At 60.3% G+C, this 18,958-nt stretch carries 17 protein-coding genes and 2 pseudogenes; 15 read left to right on the forward strand and 4 right to left on the reverse strand.

Going from position 1 to position 18,958, the window contains the following annotated elements:
• Positions 1–413: 413 nt before the first annotated feature.
• Positions 414–785, forward strand: coding sequence for a YciI family protein (locus P3T25_RS38020; protein ID WP_429362268.1), 372 nt, complete (start codon positions 414–416; stop codon positions 783–785).
• A gap of 268 nt (positions 786–1,053) precedes the next feature.
• On the opposite strand, the gene P3T25_RS38025 is transcribed toward P3T25_RS38020, so the two are convergent.
• From P3T25_RS38025 to P3T25_RS38040, 4 genes are all read right to left on the reverse strand, one after another.
• Positions 1,054–3,402, reverse strand: a complete 2,349-nt coding sequence (locus P3T25_RS38025; RefSeq protein ID WP_429362270.1) for a PAS domain S-box protein — start codon at positions 3,400–3,402, stop codon at positions 1,054–1,056.
• Between the two features lie 72 nt (positions 3,403–3,474).
• Positions 3,475–3,690: a hypothetical protein gene (locus P3T25_RS38030; RefSeq protein WP_429362272.1), complete on the reverse strand. Its 216-nt coding sequence runs from the start codon at positions 3,688–3,690 to the stop codon at positions 3,475–3,477.
• A 581-nt stretch (positions 3,691–4,271) separates the two neighbouring features.
• The gene (locus P3T25_RS38035) at positions 4,272–4,676 is read right to left on the reverse strand and encodes a response regulator (protein ID WP_429362274.1); all 405 of its coding nucleotides are present in this window, start codon (positions 4,674–4,676) and stop codon (positions 4,272–4,274) included.
• Positions 4,673–5,044: a response regulator gene (locus P3T25_RS38040; protein WP_429362276.1), complete on the reverse strand. Its 372-nt coding sequence runs from the start codon at positions 5,042–5,044 to the stop codon at positions 4,673–4,675. Before P3T25_RS38040 ends, P3T25_RS38035 begins: the two co-directional genes overlap by 4 nt.
• Before the next feature lie 849 nt (positions 5,045–5,893).
• Between P3T25_RS38040 and katG the strand changes: the two genes are divergently transcribed.
• From katG to P3T25_RS38110, 14 genes and pseudogenes are all read left to right on the forward strand, one after another.
• The gene (gene katG / locus P3T25_RS38045; protein WP_429362278.1) at positions 5,894–8,074 is read left to right on the forward strand and encodes a catalase/peroxidase HPI; all 2,181 of its coding nucleotides are present in this window, start codon (positions 5,894–5,896) and stop codon (positions 8,072–8,074) included.
• A gap of 603 nt (positions 8,075–8,677) precedes the next feature.
• The gene (gene tnpA, locus P3T25_RS38050; RefSeq protein ID WP_266239625.1) at positions 8,678–9,100 is read left to right on the forward strand and encodes an IS66 family insertion sequence element accessory protein TnpA; all 423 of its coding nucleotides are present in this window, start codon (positions 8,678–8,680) and stop codon (positions 9,098–9,100) included.
• Positions 9,094–9,441, forward strand: a complete 348-nt coding sequence (gene tnpB / locus P3T25_RS38055) for an IS66 family insertion sequence element accessory protein TnpB (protein WP_154563997.1) — start codon at positions 9,094–9,096, stop codon at positions 9,439–9,441. Before tnpA ends, tnpB begins: the two co-directional genes overlap by 7 nt.
• Before the next feature lie 50 nt (positions 9,442–9,491).
• A complete protein-coding gene (gene tnpC, locus P3T25_RS38060) occupies positions 9,492–11,015 on the forward strand; it encodes an IS66 family transposase (protein WP_429362281.1) in 1,524 nt (507 codons plus the stop codon).
• Positions 11,016–11,030: 15 nt separating this feature from the next.
• Positions 11,031–11,522 (forward strand): hypothetical protein, encoded by a 492-nt coding sequence (locus P3T25_RS38065; protein ID WP_154563995.1) that lies wholly within the window; start codon positions 11,031–11,033, stop codon positions 11,520–11,522.
• Between the two features lie 81 nt (positions 11,523–11,603).
• Positions 11,604–12,242, forward strand: a pseudogene (locus P3T25_RS38070) (IS6 family transposase); the annotation flags it as partial.
• Positions 12,243–12,298: 56 nt separating this feature from the next.
• A pseudogene (locus P3T25_RS38075) lies at positions 12,299–13,399 on the forward strand (ISKra4-like element ISBusp5 family transposase); the annotation flags it as partial.
• Positions 13,400–13,855: 456 nt separating this feature from the next.
• Complete coding sequence (locus tag P3T25_RS38080) at positions 13,856–14,293, forward strand: hypothetical protein (RefSeq protein WP_429362283.1); 438 nt, start codon at positions 13,856–13,858, stop codon at positions 14,291–14,293.
• Positions 14,294–14,357: 64 nt separating this feature from the next.
• Entirely contained in the window at positions 14,358–14,480 is a 123-nt protein-coding gene (locus tag P3T25_RS38085) for a hypothetical protein (protein ID WP_267905092.1), read from the forward strand.
• Between the two features lie 31 nt (positions 14,481–14,511).
• Positions 14,512–14,799, forward strand: a complete 288-nt coding sequence (locus P3T25_RS38090; RefSeq protein WP_429362286.1) for a hypothetical protein — start codon at positions 14,512–14,514, stop codon at positions 14,797–14,799.
• Positions 14,800–14,908: 109 nt separating this feature from the next.
• Entirely contained in the window at positions 14,909–15,271 is a 363-nt protein-coding gene (locus P3T25_RS38095; protein WP_154567386.1) for a hypothetical protein, read from the forward strand.
• 70 nt (positions 15,272–15,341) lie between these two features.
• Entirely contained in the window at positions 15,342–17,261 is a 1,920-nt protein-coding gene (locus P3T25_RS38100; RefSeq protein ID WP_429362288.1) for an AAA family ATPase, read from the forward strand.
• 433 nt (positions 17,262–17,694) lie between these two features.
• Positions 17,695–17,982: a hypothetical protein gene (locus P3T25_RS38105; RefSeq protein WP_154567388.1), complete on the forward strand. Its 288-nt coding sequence runs from the start codon at positions 17,695–17,697 to the stop codon at positions 17,980–17,982.
• Positions 17,983–18,377: 395 nt separating this feature from the next.
• Complete coding sequence (locus tag P3T25_RS38110) at positions 18,378–18,611, forward strand: hypothetical protein (RefSeq protein ID WP_154567389.1); 234 nt, start codon at positions 18,378–18,380, stop codon at positions 18,609–18,611.
• The last annotated feature ends 347 nt before the right edge of the window (positions 18,612–18,958 follow it).

Genomic DNA, 18,958 nt, shown 5'->3' on the forward strand with positions numbered 1-18,958 from the left:
GCGGATGAAGCTCGGGGATTGAAGCGAGTCGGAAACCGCAATGGCTGCTTTAGCACCTGTGAACCGACGTTCGACAATTCGATACGAATGTCGCTTCATGGCCGAGGCCGTGTGAAAACGCATGCTGAATGCGGCGTTCTAAAAAATCGACCGCTCAGATCGCCGCGTATTGGCTTGGAAGCAACTCGGGAAGGGCAAACCGACACCCGAAAACCGAGTACTTTTGAGTTTTCGCACGGCCTCGGCCGACCTCTGCCTCACGCGATCCGCATGTGCAGCACGAGCCCGGCGGTCGGCACCGCGCGACCCCAAAAGCGGACAGCCTGGCGAGACCCGCTACAAACTTTTCAGAAGATTGTCGATTTTCGATCATCAGCTTCGTCGTCAGGGTATTCACACCCAAAGGATCTCCCATGAAATACCTCGGCCTGGCCTACTTCACCCCCGATAAATTCGCCGCGATGGCGCCAGACGACGTCAAGAAATTGGTGAGCCAATGCCCCGCATTGGACGACAAGATGCGGGCTACCGACAAGGTACTGATTTCCGCATCGCTTGGCGATCTGGACAACTGGAGGACGCTCCGCCCGCGCAGTGGCAAGACGCACGTCACCGATGGGCCCTATACCGAGTCGAAGGAAGTCGTGGGCGGCCTGTTCATCATCGAGGCGGATACCCATGACGAGGCGTTGCGCATCGCCTCCATGCACCCGGCGGACACGCTGGGCGAAGAAGGTGGATGGGTCGTCGAGCTTATCCCCGTGGATTTCTACTGGTCCCGATGAGGGCTTGGACGCGTGTCTCAAATATGCGTTGGGGCTCTGTTCTCCTCAAACACCTTCACGGCTTCGTGAGTCATCGCGACGATGCTACTTCTGGGCCGAGCGGCGACGCCTGTGATCGACCCGTTTCGGTCTCTGAGGACGAGTTTTCGTCCGTCGCGTTTCGGCTCGATTTGAGACGGTCGCCAGCGATGTGATTGCATTTATGTGAGGTATTTTGGACAGAACGTAAGTCTCGCATGAACTGTCGCCAGTACACCGATAGGCGCATCTAAAGCTCGGGACTGCCCAGTACTTTATCCAGCTCTTCCAGGGTGTAGGGCTTGCGCAAAGCCTTCCAGCGGAACGGCAGCGCTGGAACATCAGGCATCTCGTTCCCCGAGGCGAAAATGACGCGCAGCGCTGGCCTTAACCGCACCGCGCTTTCAGCGAGTTCGATACCCGACATGCCAGGAATCGCGAGATCGGCGAGCAAGACGTCGAATCCCTCGTCCTCAAGCCAGCGGAGCGCCTCTGCCGGCGAGCCAGTTGTAGCCGAAGCATGTCCGAGCATTTTTACCAGTTCGCTCGTAGCTTCCAGCAACGCCGGATCGTCGTCGACCAGAAGAATCCGCAGACCTGTCGTGCCGGCGTTTGCTTCTGACAGCGTCGCGTCCTCGCTTTCACGGGTCGCGTGGGTGCCGCCCAGTATCTGGCGGATCTTGTAGGCGAGCTGTTCCCGGCTGTATGGCTTGCTCAACAGCTCGACGCCCGAGTCCAGCCGTCCACCGTGAATAACCGCATTCTGCGTATAGCCGGAAGTAAAGAGCACCTTCAGGCGCGGTAGAAGCTGCACCGCCTGGGCAGCCATGTCGGGACTGCGCGGGGACCCCGGCATGACGACGTCCGTAAAAAGCAGGTCAACATGGATGCCACTTCGAATCACGGTCAACGCCTGCTCTGCGCTGTCTGCCTTCAGCACGCTGTAACCAAGGCCGGACAGCGTATCGACAACGGTCGATTGCACCTTCAGGTCATCTTCCACTACGAGGATGGTCTCCGTTCCGCCTAGCAATCTGACACTCGGTCTCGCGGGAGGCTCGACTGCCGTTTCGGTGGACCGCGGCAGGTAGATCTTGACGGTGGTGCCATGCCCGATCTCGCTATAGATGCGGGTATGTCCGCCGCTCTGCTTGACGAAACCATAGGCCATGCTCAAACCCAGTCCGGTTCCCGATCCTTCAGGTTTCGTCGTGAAGAATGGGTCGAACGCGCGCTCGAGCACGTCCGGCGGCATGCCAGTGCCAGTGTCGGTGACGGCGAGCATGACATACTGGCCTGGCGGCACATCGGGCAGCCCGGCAATGTAGTGATCGTCGAGCATCGCATTGGCCAGTTCCATGGTCAGTTTTCCGCCATCCGGCATCGCATCGCGCGCGTTGATTGCCAGATTGAGGATGACGTTCTCCAGCTGATGAATGTCCACGATCGTGTTCCATAACCCACCGGCGACGACCGTCTCCACCTCAATGGTCTCGCCCAGCGCGCGCCGCAACAGATCATCCATGCCCCGTATCGCGGGCGCCAGGTTGATCACAACCGGTCGCAAGGGCTGCCGACGTCCAAAGGCGAGCAGTTGGGATGCTAATTTGGCGCCTCGCTCTACCGCGTCGATCGCCTTGTCGAGCCGCTCGCGGGTCCATCCGTCGCTGGCATGACGGTTTTCCAGCAGTTCCAGGTTACCCCGCAATACCTGCAATACATTGTTGAAATCGTGCGCGACGCCGCCTGTCAGCTTACCGATGGCCTCCATCTTCTGCGACTGGAACAATGCCGTTCTGGTCTCTTCGAGAGCCCGGTTCGCTTCCATCCGCTCGGTGATGTCACGGGTGATCTTCGCAAATCCAGCAAGCGTTCCATCCTCCTCGCGGATTGCGTCGATCACGACGTGCGCCCAGAAACGGCTGCCATCTTTCCTGACCCGCCATCCTTCCGCTTCAAATCGCCCGTCCCTTGCGGCAGCGGTCAGCCCGCGCTGTGGCAGTCCTGTTGCAGCGTCTTCCGGCGTGTAAAAGCGCGAAAAATGCGAACCGATGATTTCTTCGGCAGCGTAGCCTTTGATGCGCCGTGCGCCGGAGTTCCAGTTTGTGACCACGCCTTCCGGCGATAGCATGAAGATCGCATAGTCAGTCACTCCGTTCACCAGCACGCGGAAGCGTCGTTCGCTTTCCAGCACTGCGTCGTGCGCGGCCTTTTTCTCCGTGACATCGCGCACGATGTTCACATAACCGGCAACTTGCCCGCCCTCCGTATGCAATGCGGTAATCACGTCGCTGGCCCAAAACGTTGTGCCGTCCTTGCGGGTTCGCCAGCCTTCGGTGTCGTGGCGCCCTGTCCGTCGGGCGGTTTCGAGGCCGACCGCAGGCGCCGCTTTTTGGCGGTCATCCTCTGTGTAAAGGATGTCCAGCATCTGGCCAATGATCTCGTCCGGCTGGTATCCGTGGATAGCTATGCCGCCTGGATTCCAGGTCAGAATCCGGCCTTCCACCGAAATCGCACAAATTGAATAGTCCGCGACAGATGCCACCCACTTGTCCGTCCAGTTCTGGATCGTATCGCCTGGTTGCCGTTTGTTCGGCATATTCGACTCCCGATTTGACTGTCTTTGAGCTTTGCGTGGCCGCCCAACATATTACCCCTTCATTCGATGCAGTCAGGATGGGCGGCCCGCGCGTTCCTTTCGTCCGTGGCTCGGCCGGACGATTAAGCTCTTTTGCTCCGGCCAAGCCGACGGCAAGCTCAGCGCAAAGGTCTCTTCCGCAAGCGAGCGAATTCGGAAATCGCGGCGAAGGGAAGAAAGCGTTGACGATGCGTTGTCCACCTGTCCTGAATTGGTCAGCTGGGCTGCAACGAAAAGGAAATCGGCCATTCGGCGGTTTCCCGCAGATGTCTCGTTATGGCCGAGCCGGTCCGACACGGACCTCGATCAATCGCGGATCGAAGTCGATATACGAACGGCATATACCGACCCGATATAGGTAGTCCGTCCTCGCACCGAAAGCAATGTCCGTTTGCCGTGCCCCAGAAGCCAACCAGATGGCAACGCGCTACCCTTCAGTTGCTTGATAGTTCGATAATGTGCGGCTTCGGCGCGGCACGGGTGCTGACTGTCCGTCACCGCCGCGCGCTGGCCAGCGTGCGGGCGATTCATGCATCGCGTATCAATGCGCTTGGTGCGTCGCCGGTTGCGCCGTGGCCGCCTGGTGAGCGATTTGCGGCAGATCCAGCGACGACGCGCCGAATTCGCTCACACACGACTCGGCATAGCCGCTCGACTTCGCCTTGGCCCACGCGGCGCCGTTGCCGGTGAGCGTGTCGTAGTCGAGTTTCCTTCAAACGTCGAACGGCCGTTTGTTAGCTTGCCAGCGCCGGACGTAGCAGGTGGAGGGCCGACCTGCCGGGACGCTCGGACGCCCGTCCAGGCTGGCTGACGGACGATGACAAAGTGGATTACGAGTTGACGGAACCATCTGCGGGCGTGCCTTTCCTGGCCGCTCGCAGACGCTGAATTTGCTCCAGCACAATCCCGTGATCGTAGGGTTTTGATAGTGCGGGACCGTCATCGCATAATCTTGCGGCTTTTTCGACCGACCCGGCAACGCTTCCAGCCAGGATCACCCGAATGTCGGGGAACCGCTCGCGTATCCACTTCGCCAGCGCGAATCCGCTGCGCTCCTCGCCCCCAACGTCCGCAAGCACGATATCGACGGCTGAAGGCTTGTCGGCGAGTAGGGCCTGGCCCTCTACGCTGTCAACTGCCTCCATGACGAGGTATCCGCATTCGCGTAGATATTCCGCAAGCGGAGCGCGAACGAGTATGTCTGCATCAATAATCAGGATATGAGGTGTAGTCACGAAGACCCTTCCGGTGGTAGCAAGCCCAACACTGAAAAAAATAACGTCACCGTGTGCGGGATGCGATACGGTTTCGCGACGAACAATCCCGTCAGCAGGCCGGCGCCAAGCTGAATGTCGCCGGAAGTGAGAATGACGGGAATGCCAGGATGGTCCCTGGCAATCAACTCGGCCAGTTGTCGACCGTCTAGCACGCCGGGCATTTGTATATCGGAAAACACAAGGTCGACCTTTCCTCCGGCGCGGATATAGGCCAGGGCATCATCGGCGCAGCTCGCCTCAATCACGGCAAAGCCAACCGCACGCAGTTCTTCGGCCAAGGCCACGCGGACAAGGACGTCATCCTCGGCGACCAGGACGTGAGCCACGCCTCGCTGCGGCTGCGGTTGAGGCACCATCGATTCTCCCCGAGGAAAGCGCGATCACACCACACCGAGGTCGCAATTGTCGTTCCCGCCCGGGGTTGTTGGGGCGTATCTTGTCGCTGCGTTACGGGGCGGGCTTTCGTGCCGCACGCCGGGCGCGTTCGGCTGCCAGCGGCTTGAACGCATCGAGGTTCCGGCGCGTGCACCAAATCGGACTGTGCCGGTCGCGCGCAAGCACTCTGTCGAGTGACCGCTTTTGTGACGATGCTGTTGAAAAAGTCGGTGACGGTCGTTCTAATCCGGTTTTCATGGGTCGCTTTACCCTTAACCGATGCTCGCGAGCGGTTTGTGGGGCGATCTGAGAGGTCGAATTTTTCACTCCTGGTGTTAGGGCGACCCGCTACGACTTTTTCAACAGTATCGTGACGATTTCTGGCATCACAACTTGTGCGTTGGCTGGCCGCACCTGGCCGGATACAGCCTGATGCAATTCGCATACACAGCCTGAGCGTCGCAAGGCTGCGATCGGCAGCACGCGACCCTCAGCCGTCGTCCGGCTCCTCACGCCCGCATTTAGGGTGCTACAGACAGTGACGCCGGGCTTGGGCGTTGGGAATATCCGGGCAGGCATGTCAGGTCTGCGGTGTAATCGCAACCCTGTTTTCCCGGGCGGCGCCAGAAACCGGTCGTCTTCGGGCGACCGTCGGCTTCGGTGTCAGAGGCTATCGCCGCCATTCTGCATCTCAATCAACGCGCCATCAGACTGGACTATGCTGTCTTGGCGGGTTGTGCCCGCACGCATATCGTGGTGCTGGCACGGCCTTTGAACAACCGTGACCTAGTGAGAGAACGATGCCATCCGAATCTCAATGCCCGTTCTCGGGCGATGCCTCCATTGCCACACGCGTCGTCGCTGGCACCATGACCAACCAGGATTGGTGGCCCAACCAGCTACGCGTTGACCTTCTGAATCAACACTCCGAGAAATCCGATCCGCTTGGTCGGAAATTCAACTACCGCGAGGAATTCAAGAAACTCGACTATGCGGCCCTCAAAGCCGACCTGCGCAAGCTCATGACCGACTCGCAGGATTGGTGGCCGGCCGACTTCGGTCACTACGGCCCGCAATTCATCCGTATGGCCTGGCATGCCGCCGGCACCTATCGCACAGTCGACGGCCGTGGCGGCGCAGGCCGCGGCCAGCAACGCTTCGCGCCACTGAACTCGTGGCCCGACAACGTCAACATCGACAAGTCGCGCCGCCTGCTGTGGCCGATCAAGCGGAAGTACGGCCAGAAAATTTCGTGGGCCGACCTGCTGGTTCTGACGGGCAACGTCGCGCTCGAAACGATGGGCTTTCGCACCTTCGGCTTCGGCGCCGGCCGCGAAGACACCTGGGAGCCGGACAACGACGTGTACTGGGGCGCGGAAACGACCTGGCTCGCGCTCAGCAACGATCCGAACAACAAGCACAGCCGCTACTCGGGCAAGCGCGATCTCGATAATCCGCTCGCCGCCGTACAGATGGGCCTGATCTACGTCAATCCGGAAGGCCCGGACGGCAATGGCGACCCGGTCTCGGCGGCGGTCGACATCCGCGAGACCTTCGCCCGCATGGCAATGAACGACGAAGAGACCGTCGCGCTGATCGCGGGCGGTCACTCTTTCGGCAAGACCCACGGCGCGGGACCGGCGACCCACGTGGGGCCCCCTCCCGAAGCGGCTCCGGTCGAATTGCAGGGCCTCGGCTGGGCTAGCACCTACAAGTCGGGCACGGGCGGCGACGCGATCGGCAGCGGCATCGAGGTCACGTGGACACAAACGCCCGCGCAATGGAGCAATGCCTTCCTCGAAAACCTCTTCAAGTACGAATGGGAACAGGAAAGGAGCCCGGCGGGCGCGATCCAGTGGGTCGCCAGGAATGCCGAAGCGGTCATCCCTGGCCCGAGCCCCGATTCGCCCAAGCGCAAGCCGACCATGCTAACAACCGACCTGTCGCTGCGCTTCGATCCGGCGTACGAGAAGATCTCGCGTCGCTTCCTCGACGATCCGCAGGCGCTTGCCGAAGCGTTTGCACGCGCCTGGTTCAAGCTGACTCACCGCGACATGGGCCCGAAGGCACGCTACCTCGGCCCGGAAGTGCCGCGCGAAGACCTGATCTGGCAAGACCCGCTGCCGGCGGCGACGCACCGACGGAGCGAGACCGACATCGCCGATCTCAAGGCGAAGATCGCGGCTTCGGGCCTGTCGGCGTCGGAGCTGGTCGCGGTTGCGTGGGCTTCGGCCTCGACCTTCCGTGGTTCGGACAAACGCGGCGGGGCCAACGGCGCGCGCATCCGACTCGCGCCGCAGAGCGACTGGGCAGTCAACCAGCCCGTCGCCGGCACGCTGGCGAAGCTGGAAGAAGTCCAGAAGGCTTCGGGCAAGGCGTCGCTCGCCGACGTTATCGTGCTGGCCGGCAGCATCGGCATCGAAACGGCCGCGAAGGCAGCGGGTCTCACGCTCACGGTGCCGTTCGCGCCGGGCCGCGTCGACGCCACCGCCGAGCAGACCGATGCAGTCGCGATGGCTGTTCTCGAACCCGTCGCCGATGGCTTCCGCAACTTTGAGAAGACCAGGTCGCCGGTTCCGGTCGATGCATTGCTGATCGACAAGGCCCAACTGCTGACCCTGACGGCTCCGGAGATGACCGCGCTGGTCGGTGGCCTGCGCGCCATCAACATCAACGCAGAAGACAGCAAGCACGGTGTCCTCACGAAAACACCGGGTGCGCTCACCAATGACTTCTTCGTCAATCTGCTCGACATGGGTACCGAGTGGAAACAGGCCGGTGATATCTACGAAGGCTATGACCGCAAGACGGGCCAGCTCAAGTGGACGGGCACCCGCGTGGACCTCGCGTTCGGTTCGAACTCGATCCTGCGGGCGCTGGCCGAGGTGTACGGCAGCGCCGACGGCAAGGAGCGTTTCGTCAACGACTTCGTGTCCGCCTGGGTCAAGGTGATGAACCTCGACCGCTTCGACCTGTCCTGACGCGAGACTACAGCTGGCGGCTGCCAGACATGAGCCGCGCGAGCGCAGTATGCAAAGCCGGAGGTTTGCGCCTTCGGCTTTTTTTCAGGTGCGTCCGAAACGCGATCAGCCGGCTGCGCCTCGTTCCCCCCGCACGCGCAGTCTCGTCAGCGTGCGTTGTCGGTGCGCGAGCGACTGACAACGGAGCGAAGCCGCCGCCAAAATGTCGGACTTACGACGGACGCGAATGGCGCTTCATGGCCGAGTGCCGTCTCATGCGCTCTGCATCTGCGTTGCGCGGCCTCAATCGGTAGTACGCGACCCTGAACGGTCGGTGGCGGTAGCAGGCCACGGGACGACGCGCAAAAGGTGTTAGAACGCGCAGTGCCCCCAAACGCTTGATATCATCAGCAGCACAAGAAAACGAGGGGCCACGATGAACAAAACGCTGTTGCTTGCTGACGGTGCTTCTGGCCGGGTGCGCCAGCACCGCCGACATTGATACCAGTAAGATCGATCCAGATTGCGCCCACTCATGAACAGGGTAAGCGCCAGCGGATCCCGTCTTGAATCGCGGCATCCCGAATGTGAAGGTAGTGCCTTCGTGAGAACGAGGGCAATGCGATGGAAGACGAGAACATTAAGGCTGCAACGGCGATGGGCACACGTCGCCCACGGCAAGGGGAAGCGTTCTGGGGAGAAATGGTCACCACCTGGAAAGCGAGTGGTATCGGCGCTCGGCGGTTTTGCCGAGAACAAGGTCTCGCGGTAAGCACCTTCAGCCTGTGGCGTAAGAAGCTTTCAGGTTCCGTCAAAGAGATTAAGCCGCCGCTCGCGGTTACTGCGGATGCGGCATTCATCGCTTCGAATCTGGATTGCGAGTTGGCGCCCCAAGTGCCGGCCGTCGCACTGCCGGCGGCTGACGCACCGGCGTCACGTGATCGAGTGACGCTCTCGCTCGCGGGCGTTCGCATTGAACTGAGCGGCGTTCACGCCGAGCGCATCGTGCGATTTGTGCTTGGACAACTCGGAGGTGATCGGTGCTGATTGCCTCGGACGTTCGCGCTTACATCTGTCGCGACCCGGTCGACATGCGCAAGGCGATCGATGGGCTGTCCTATCTCGTTGAGCCGCTACTTGCTCAGAAACCTGCATCGGGTAACCTGTTCGTCTTCGTGGCGCGAGACCGCTCCAAAGTGAAGATTCTTTATTGGGATCGGACCGGTTTCGCGCTTTGGTATAAGCGTCTCGAAAGAGGCCGTTTCCCGTCACCCTCGTTACTCGCTCAGCGCGGCTTCACGCTCGCGGAGCTCAACGCATGGCTCGAAGGCATCGAGATTCCGGCGCGAGAGCCGCACCACACCGTGGCAGTGACGCGCGTGACGTGAGGTGCTCCAGCGCAGCCTCGAGCTTGTAAACGTGGCTTGAGTTAGGCATCATGGAGCACATGCCACCCAACGCCGTCACTGTCGCGGATCTTCCCGTCGAGCCCGATGCGCTGCAAGCGTTCGCGCTCGAACAGAACCGGCTTGCACGGGTGTTGTGGGAGCAGTTGGAAATCCTCCAGCATCAGATTGCGCAGTTGAACCGTGCGCGCTTTGGCGTGAGCTCCGAGCGCCTGGCGGGCCAAGCTGAGCTGTTTGACGCCGCCACGGATATCCCAGCACCGCCTGCGGTTGACGCCATTCCCGTAGGGAGTCACACCCGTAAAGGGCGTCCCGTGCTACCGAAGGACCTACCGCGTACACGCATCGAATACGATCTGAGTGATGAACAGAAGATGGCGTTCGATACGCTTGAACGGATCGGCGAAGAGCGCAGCGAGACGCTGCACTACGAGCCGTCCAGGCTCACCGTCATTGAGCACATCCACTTCAAATACGTGGCGAAGAAGGATGGCGAATCGACCATCGTGACCGCAAGCGCTCAGCCGTCGCCGCTGCCAAAGAGCAATGCGAGCGCGAGCCTGCTCGCCAATGTCCTGATCAACACCTATGTCGATCACCTGCCGTTGAATCGACAGGAAATGCGCTACGCGCGCCGTGGCGTGTACTTGCCACGAGCGACGCTGTGCGAATGGAAGCTGGCATCGGCCGAGCTACTCTCGGTACTGCTGCCTGGGTTGCGCACCCATCAGTTGAAGGCGCCGCGAATGCACGTGGACGACACGACACTGCCTTTGCTCGAACGAGGCCACCCGTCAACGCGTACAGCGCGATTATGGGGCTACCTGGGAGCGGGCCAGCGCAACGAGAATGGCGTCTGGATCGACCACCCGCCGGCGGTCGTGTTCGAGTTCGCTGAGTCGCGAGCGGGAGCACATCCGCTGCTGTACCTTAGCGAATACAAAGGGTACCTGCAGGCCGACGCGTATAGCGGTCATGGTGCGCTATACGAGCGAGGCGATATTATCGAGGTCGGATGCTGGGCCCATTGTCGTCGACGGTTCTTCGAGATTGCCAAGGCTCAGAAAGGCCCGGGGCTCGCGACGCAGGCGCTGCAGTGGATCGCCAAGCTGTATGCAATCGAATCGCGGGTTAAAGACCAAACGCCCGACATCAAACTTGCAGCCCGGCAAACTGAGGCGTTGCCCGTGCTTGCGCAGTTTCGTCGATGGCTAGACGCGAACAGCATTGGTTTGCTCCCACAAGCACCGCTCGCCAAGGCCTTCGGTTATGCGTTGCGACATTGGGAGGCGCTTGTCCGATATACAGAGAACGGCGTCCTGTTGCCAGACAACAATGCGCTTGAGCGCCAGATCAGGCCCGTTGCCCTCGGAAGGTCGAACTGGCTGTTCGCGGGTTCTCCACGCGGTGCCCGTGCGGCCGCAACGATGTACTCACTCATCGGAACGGCTCGCCTTAACGGTATCGAGCCCTACGCGTGGCTCGAACGAACGCTTGAGAAACTGCCGTCGTATCCCGTCAATCGCGTGCACGAGCTCTTGCCGCTCGCCCGTTAAAAACACCTCAACACCATGGACATTCTCGACTCGCTTCGACAGGCGCCCAGTGCCGAGCTATATCGCCTCTATCTTGCTATCGGCAAAATGCTTGATGACCCTCGACGTATTCTCGAAATACGTCAACGCCTGCATCTGGGGATGGCCGTCAACTACATCGGCGACAACCCGCTTGGGCCGCCGGAGAAAGGCACCATAGTTGAACTCCGGCAGACCCAGGCAGTGGTTCAAGACAGCACAACTCGACGCCGTTGGGGCGTGCTTTATGCAGCGATCATCCCGGAAACATCAAGTGCTCCGCCTCACGTCGAGCCGGCACCGCCGCCGAGAACGCAGCGTGAAGAATTCTTCATCGGTGACACAGTTAGCTTCACCGACAAGCACCTAAGCGAGCGCGTCGGAGTCGTCGTAAGGCTGAATGCCAAGACCGCATCGGTCGCGGTTAATGACACCGATGGTCACTGGCGCGTTTCGTACTCTCTACTGCGAAAGATCGTCGACATTTAGCCGCGCAAGACCGCCTCAACGGGTTCCGCTGACGGATACTGAACAGGGGATCAGGTGATGTGCCATAGGGCTTTGGTCGGATACCTTCGCTACAAGCTCAGCCTGCGCGATCTGGTCGAGATGATGGCCGGGCGGGGATTGTCGATGGCACACACTACGATCATGCGTTGGGTAAAGCGCCTTACGCCGGAGTTCGTCAAGCGCTGGAACCGGTTTGGCATACCCACAGGCCGGTCACGGCGTGTTGACGAGACCTATCTGAAGATTCGTGGCAAGTGGGTCTATCTCTACCGGGCGGTAGATCGGGCCGGCCAGACAGTGGACTTCATGCTCAGGGCGAAGCGCGACGTGAGCGCGGCCAAAGCCTTCTTCAGCAAGGCCATCAAACATCAGGGCCAGCCACCGGAGACGATCACGCTCGACGGGTATGCCGCCTCGCACCGGGCCGTGCGGGAGATGATCGCTGACGCTCTGCTGCCTGATGGAACGCACGTGCGCTCCTCGAAGTATCTGAATAACGTGATCGAGCAGGATCATCGAAACATCAAGTCCAGAACGAACGTGATGCTCGGATTCAAACGGTTCAGGTGTGCGAAGACCACGATTTCAGGCATCGAGTTGATGCACCGCATCCGCAAGGGCCAGTTCAATCTCCGCACTCTCGGGCTCAAGGATACTGCTGTACCTGCCGTCTGGAACGCCATCCTGTTCAATAAATAAGGCATCCTTATATATTGGAGACGTCTCGGCTTCACCACCTGTTTGCACCAGAACCCAATTGTGGTGCTGACGGCTCGAAATATGTTTCTCCGCTCAAGGACTACTTGCCGGAAGCAAGTACCGGTGAACTGAGATGGCTGCACGCGGAGCTTGGCGCCACGATGCCCTATCGGCAAGCCAAGGCCGTCATGGACCTTCTGCTACCCGCCTCAGGTCGCGACAATCATGTAACCATCCGCAACCACACCGTGGCCATCGGAAAATCGATACAGCACGCACGGCCGGTGCATCGGTGATGCGAGACGGAAAAACCGATTGCCGAGCTCGGCATTGACGTCGGCTATGTCCGTCGCGCACGTTGCAATCGCAAGGGTTCAGGCAAGGAAAATCGCGCAGAAGCCGAAAACCGATCATCGTCGATCGCGGTCGTCGTCGCTGCTTTGGGGCAAGCCGGTGAGCAACCACGAGTGTGGGCTTCCGCCCTGCCGCGGACCCGGCGGCTGAATCAAGAAATGAAACGATTCCTCGAGGACAGCGGATACGGGAATCCTAATGAAGTCGTTGTCCTGACTGATGGACCTCGGGACCTGGCCGGCGTCGCCAATGACCTCCCCTACGATAACGAGTGGATTCTCGATTGGGCGCACATCGGGCGGATGTTGCGACGCGTTGATCAGGCTATCGCGCCTCTGGCTTACGGGCGACTCACGGAAAGTGGATCAGCGTTTGAACTGTGGGATCTGTTTGTTCGCTTCCGACATTACGTTTGGGTCGGAAGCACAGTGGCGTGGCAGCAGTTCGCAGCCAAGCTCGCTCACTTGCTTGATCTGCGTGAGATACGAGATCCAGCAGCGAGAAGCCAAGTCAGGAAAGCGAGCTATAGCCTTTCGAATGTGGTCACCTGTCTCGAGAGCAACGTTGAGTCGCTGATCGACTATCGCACATGGCAACATGCGGGAGGGCGGATCTCCACCGGCTTCGTCGAATCGTCGATTAATCGAATTGTTGGCCGTCGAATGTGCAAGAGCCAGCATATGCGTTGGAGTCGCGTGGGGGCACACAGTGTCGTGCAATTGCGCGTCGCGTTGTTGAACAAGGAATTCCACGAACTCGCACAACGACAGTTTCCGAGGATTGGACAGCGACGTGTTACATAGCTCTGGCAGAAAACATCCCAGGGTTTTTAACGGCTTCGTGTGAAGGTCCGTACGCGTTATGCAGCCCCCTCTGGTCAATCAGTTGAAGCTTCTTAAATGGCGAATCATTTCCGAGGGAGCTGTTTGATCCCTTATCCGGAAAAGCAGCGTTGCCGAGGCGATTAACAATATCCGTCCGCTGAATATCGTCAAGGTCGAGCAGCGACCTTGACCCCCTCCTCTGCCTTGTTCGACCGGCACCCACGGTCTCGTTTACTTACGGTCCGCAGGTGAAGCGCTCACCGGCGACGGCGCGCTAACCGGATGTTTCGGCGCGGCACGCTGACTTGCGTCCGCGCAACTCCATGCGATTCTGATTTGCCTTCGCGCAGCATTACTCGCGGGGCCCAGCGGCCGGATGGCATCCCTGCGATCCCACCCGGCTGAGGAACAACCATGACCAGATGGGGTAACTCAATGCGCAACAACGATTCGAACGGATTCGTCGCAGCAGGGAACGCGGTCGCGTTGGCCTGTGCCTTCGCAGGCCCGGTGGACACATCTTCATGTCCCTTTAATAAGCCCGATCCGATGGAGGAAGGTCGTCGATCAGTGAGTATCCTGGCGCGAGACGATGGGTCGACCGCAGCGAAGCATCACGACCCGCGCGCCCCGATGGCCACGCAGGATGAAACGGATACCGCGAGTCCAGGCATCAGCCGCACGGTCAGCAAGGACGGCGGAATCGTGAGCCGCCAGCGTGGATACATGTTCGCGATGGGCTCAGGTGCCTATCTGTCGATCACGGGAACGACAGGGTCGTTGGACCTTGCCGAGAGAACAATGCCGCAGCTCCCGGCAACGCTCGCCCTTTTACCGGCAGGTTCGCCCGTCGCTTCCATGACGCATCCGTGAGCAGCCCGCTTCCGTCTCGAAACCCGGGCCATTCCGGTGCACCCACGTACAAAAGGACAACCCTATGTGCAACCCCCAAAAGAACCTCTGGCAAGTCTTCGTCGACGAATGCCGTCAGTGCCTCGTCGACTATTTCACGCCATTCATCGCCGTCGCACGCTATATACGCCGCCGTCTCCGCAAGTGAAACGTAAAAGGAAGAGGCACGGAGGTCCCAGATGGAAACCATACGCTTTACCGCAGCCAATGGCTGTGAGGTCATCAAGGTCGTCACCGATTTGGGTGTCACCGGCTATATCGACGCCAGTATTCCGCCCGGAGCGATTGAAGCCTGGCACCGGCGCCTGAGTGCCGACCTCAGGCGCCCGATCGCACGCTCGCGGCGCATGCTGCGCCAGAACCAGCGTCGCGTGACCAGGCCGATGCGCAAACGTCCGCAGCGTTGGAAACCGAGCCCGCGTCAGTGGTTGCCCAGACGAGGTCGCCCGCTCATCGTGCTTCGCTAGCGCATTCCGACTTGCGTTCCCGTCGAACCATGGAAGCCTGGATCTGTCCGCGCGCGACGTCTGTCACGACGGGGCCGACAGATCCAGCACCACCTAAACGGAGTTCCACATGCACAACGCTCAACAGCAAACGTCATTCTTCAGCTTCATCCACCCGGACCACGCGTGCCTTCCCCGTCCCGTCAGGGCGTTCTGGAACACCGCAGCCGTACTGATGTTCTTCGGCCCAGTCTTCATGGCCTGCACCTCGTGTCTTGGAGTCGTGCTGGGACTCGCCAGTCTGCAGGAGGCCTACCCAGCGCTGGCCGAGGGTATCGCCCTCGGGGTGATCGCCACGGTCAAGGGCATCGCCGTTGGGTTCACGGGCCTTTTCGTCACGGTGGCTATATACGAACGTGAGCAATTTGCGCAGTTCGTCCGCGACGACCTGTACAACCTGATCGAGGACGAGGTCATGCCTCTGTATCGCTAGGCACTCCGCGTATCTCAACGCGCGGATTGAGTCGCTTCGCCATCGCCCCTTGTTTGTACGGAGAACTTTCATGAAGGACGCCATCGCATTCACGGCCCGCCTGTTTCCTCCGATCCTGACCGGCACCCTGGCGGGTGCAGGCGTCGGGTCAGTTCTTCACCTCAATGACATGCATCGGCTGCTCGCGATGCTGATCTGCACCGGCCTGGCGCTTGTACTCCACCGCTATGTCCGTCTCGCCCGCTGGCTGATGGCGACTGGAACCGTCGTCATGCTGCTGCTTTCGCTCGGTCGGACTTCACTAATGGCTGCAATCCTGCTCGGCATCGGAATCGTCCTTTGGTTGGGATTGCGTGCCGTGCACGGTTACCGCAAGACCAGACAACCCGCTTTGCGGCCCGTACAACCGCCCGCCCCACGCTCAACTGCGCAAAATGCACCGGGTCAACCAACACCCCAGCAGACGTACTCCCTGGACGACCGTGTACTGCGCGCCCGCTTCTCCTTTGACGCCATCACGGGCATGGCTGAGACAAAGAACCAGATGCTCAGTGCGGCACGCGACATCATCGCCAACCCCGCACAGGCGAGAAACGGCATCCTGCTCTCCGGCGAACCGGGTAATGGAAAAACCATGTTTGCAGAAGCACTCGCTGGCGAGTTACGGGTTCCGTTCTTCTCCATTTCCTATCAGGATGTTGCCTCGAAGTGGGTCAACGAAACACCTGAGCGCGTAAGGGCGGCATTTGCGCAGGTCACCCGGCTAGCCGAGGCTGTTTTCCTGATTGACGAGGTGGACAGTTTTGTCCAATCGAGACAACACTCTCACCATATGGCAAGGGATTTAACAAACACCATCCTCACAGAGGTCGTCCGCCTTCGCGGAACCCGTGTTGTGCTGATCGCGACCACGAACGATCTCGATTGGCTCGACGGCGCCGCCGTGCGCGAGGGTCGTTTCGACTTCAAGGTCGAGGTGCCGCCGCCAGACGCGCCAGCACGTGAAGCGCTGCTTTCCCGTACCGTCTTCCAAGCGCTCGGACCGAAGGCGCTCAGCGTGCCTGTCCTCAGGAGTCTCGCGGCCCGCTGGGAAGGGTTCAGTGCTGCGCGTCTGATGGCCATCGGACCTCAACTTGCCGACATGCGGCGCGAAGGCTTGTTCAGGAACGAACCCGTTTCGTTCGATATTGCCATGCAGGCCATGCGTCGCATCCAGGGATCGAGGGGGCACCTGCCGGAGAAGGTCAAGACGGTAGAGGAAATCATCATGCCCGAGGGCTCGCGTGATGAACTCAAACGACTTGCGCTGCGCATGCGCCATGTTCACCGCATGGAACAGCTCGGCGGCGCGGTTCCCCGCGGCATACTGTTCTATGGCCCACCGGGCACCGGCAAAACGCAGGCCGCAATGGCCATCGCAAAGTCCAGCGGATGGGCGGTCCTCAAGACAACGGGCGCGGAGCTCCTCGCCAGTCATTCCGCCTGGAGCCAGCTTTACCGTCAGGCAAAGGACCTAAGACCGTGTGTAATCCTAATAGATGAGGCGACCGATGCGCTCAGAAATCGTGTCTCTTCTCCCGCCGCATCCGTGACTAACCGGATCCTTGCCGCAATCGACGGCGTCGATGGCCGCGTGCCCGATGTACTGGTAATTGCCGCAACCAACCATCCGGAAGCGCTGGATCCGGCGGTGCTGCGAGGCGGCCGCCTTGAGCAGAAGATCCGCTTCGACGTGCCGTCACGCGAGTCGCTCGCTGCTTATATCCGCTCCCAGCTGAAGCTCAAGGCGAGAGACAACTTTGCGATTTCGCGGCACACGGTGGAGTACGTGATCACAGCGCTCGAAGGCCGCTCAATCGCGGATACCGACGCCGCCTTGCAGCGGCTTATAGACGAGGCCGCGACGCGGCACATCGAATCGGGAGCCTCCACCATTACGGCTGCCGATGTTCGCGCAGCGCTCTCGACAATGGATGCTTCCATCGGTTGACGCTTCTGCGGCACATTCGCCATGGGACGGTGAGCTTTGACGGACGGACCGCGGCGCATACACAGTTGCAAAGCACCTACAGGTCACAGTCTCAAGCCAGGACTAATCACGATTCCAGAGGGGAGTCATGACAGACTGACATCGAAACGGGTACCGGGGTTCCCAATCGGTGAAGGTTCTCTCTCAACTCCCCTGACACACGGCTGTTCGGCCGCTATCAATGACCGCTCGAAGAACACTGCAGCCGCATTTTGCTCTCGGGTTGAAATTCTCGCCACGGCCGATAGGCCATCGCGCTTGAGGATTTGTGCCCATGGTCAAAGAAATTCTCCCGATGAAGGAAATGGGTGCTTCGCTTGACAGCTGACGCGATTGGGGGTTCGCACGGTAGTTTCGACCAGAACCCCAGTGATTGGCAGACAGCGGGAGCGTCATGGCTATACGCGCAGAAATCATCCAGTACGACCACGTACCCGTCGACGGCGTTGTCGGCGAAGGCGTATTTGTGCCGGCTGACGGCAGCACAATCATCAGCCCACCGGACGGCGGGTGCGGTACGCCGCGATGCGGTTGCTTCAGGGGGCACTGTATTCAACGTCTTTTCCCTTGCGATGCAGCAGGCACTGTCTTCGGGTATTTCGTTGAATTCGACTCCCGTGAGGAACTTGAGTCGGTGAGTGCGGGACAGATCGCGCGCGCGGCACAGAACGAGATGCACTGACGCGTCGAAGTTCCAGAAGGAACTGCCCTGTAGCGCCCAACTCCGCCGAACCCTTTGGAAACGGGGTTGTCGCTGCGTAGCAGCGGTGGGGTTGGGAAGAATCTCAGACTGTTAGTTGCGGTTTGTCAATCGAACTCTGCAGCATAGAACAACGGCATCCCTGGTCTTATCGGGCACCGTCAGATGAGCCCAGTCCCCGTGACGGTGCTTCTCTGTCCCGCTGGGCGCAAAAGACAAGCTTCAATTACCCCTTTTGCATATAAATAGCAAGTCCTCCATTTCATGCGACTCGAGGCTTCACATTGGTCCTGCCAGTTCGTGGCGTTCAGTCACGCCGCGAGACATGTCAGACTCGAGTGCGCGCGCAGCCGCACACATGCCAGCGTGAAGAGACTTTGCTCGAACTGTGCAACGCTACTGCGGGCACCGCCCCGTCGGCCGGCAGCGCGCCGCAATTTGCAGCCAGCGAAGCAAGCGCACTGGCCATAGGCCAGATCGCCGCTGCTCTCTCGGCATGCGACCCGAGCGACGTGTCGATCGGCGACAAGGCCATCATTCACGCCGCGATCGAGCGCCTTCGCACGGACGCAACGCGGGCGGACTGTGAAGCGTTGATTGCGGCGGCATAAGTGGCCGTGCGTGACGCACTGGATGCCGTCGAGGTCCATCCCTGCGACACGCACAACGATGAGGTTCGCGCGCGCGGATATGATCAATCAGAGAGCGGCAGTGTGCCACCACGGTTCGCGAAATCCCGGCCAAGCCGAGACGGCTCACGCCACGCGCGCTGCCAGCACAGACAGTCGCACGTGCAACCGGTGCGCGTGCCCTACCCGACTCAGAACCGGACGGAGGCGACGTCAGGCAAAATCAGGCGGCGGTGGGCGGCGACAATTATCTTGTCCGGTGTAGCGACAACTATCTTGGCCGGTGGTGAGGAGTCGTAGGCGGCGTAGCCGCCGGAGACGACGAGCCA

The sequence above is a fragment of the Paraburkholderia sp. GAS32 genome (genome assembly GCF_050434225.1).
Classification (GTDB): Bacteria; Pseudomonadota; Gammaproteobacteria; order Burkholderiales; family Burkholderiaceae; genus Paraburkholderia; species Paraburkholderia madseniana.

Coding starts and splice junctions, on each gene's coding strand:
- P3T25_RS38020 (WP_429362268.1), top strand. CDS start 414: ATGAAATACCTCGGCCTGGCCTACTTCACCCCCGATAAATTCGCCGCG.
- P3T25_RS38025 (WP_429362270.1), bottom strand. CDS start 3,402: ATGCCGAACAAACGGCAACCAGGCGATACGATCCAGAACTGGACGGAC.
- P3T25_RS38030 (WP_429362272.1), bottom strand. CDS start 3,690: ATGGCCGATTTCCTTTTCGTTGCAGCCCAGCTGACCAATTCAGGACAG.
- katG (WP_429362278.1), top strand. CDS start 5,894: ATGCCATCCGAATCTCAATGCCCGTTCTCGGGCGATGCCTCCATTGCC.
- tnpA (WP_266239625.1), top strand. CDS start 8,678: ATGGAAGACGAGAACATTAAGGCTGCAACGGCGATGGGCACACGTCGC.
- tnpC (WP_429362281.1), top strand. CDS start 9,492: ATGGAGCACATGCCACCCAACGCCGTCACTGTCGCGGATCTTCCCGTC.
- P3T25_RS38065 (WP_154563995.1), top strand. CDS start 11,031: ATGGACATTCTCGACTCGCTTCGACAGGCGCCCAGTGCCGAGCTATAT.
- P3T25_RS38080 (WP_429362283.1), top strand. CDS start 13,856: ATGCGCAACAACGATTCGAACGGATTCGTCGCAGCAGGGAACGCGGTC.
- P3T25_RS38085 (WP_267905092.1), top strand. CDS start 14,358: ATGTGCAACCCCCAAAAGAACCTCTGGCAAGTCTTCGTCGACGAATGC.
- P3T25_RS38090 (WP_429362286.1), top strand. CDS start 14,512: ATGGAAACCATACGCTTTACCGCAGCCAATGGCTGTGAGGTCATCAAG.
- P3T25_RS38095 (WP_154567386.1), top strand. CDS start 14,909: ATGCACAACGCTCAACAGCAAACGTCATTCTTCAGCTTCATCCACCCG.
- P3T25_RS38100 (WP_429362288.1), top strand. CDS start 15,342: ATGAAGGACGCCATCGCATTCACGGCCCGCCTGTTTCCTCCGATCCTG.
- P3T25_RS38105 (WP_154567388.1), top strand. CDS start 17,695: ATGGCTATACGCGCAGAAATCATCCAGTACGACCACGTACCCGTCGAC.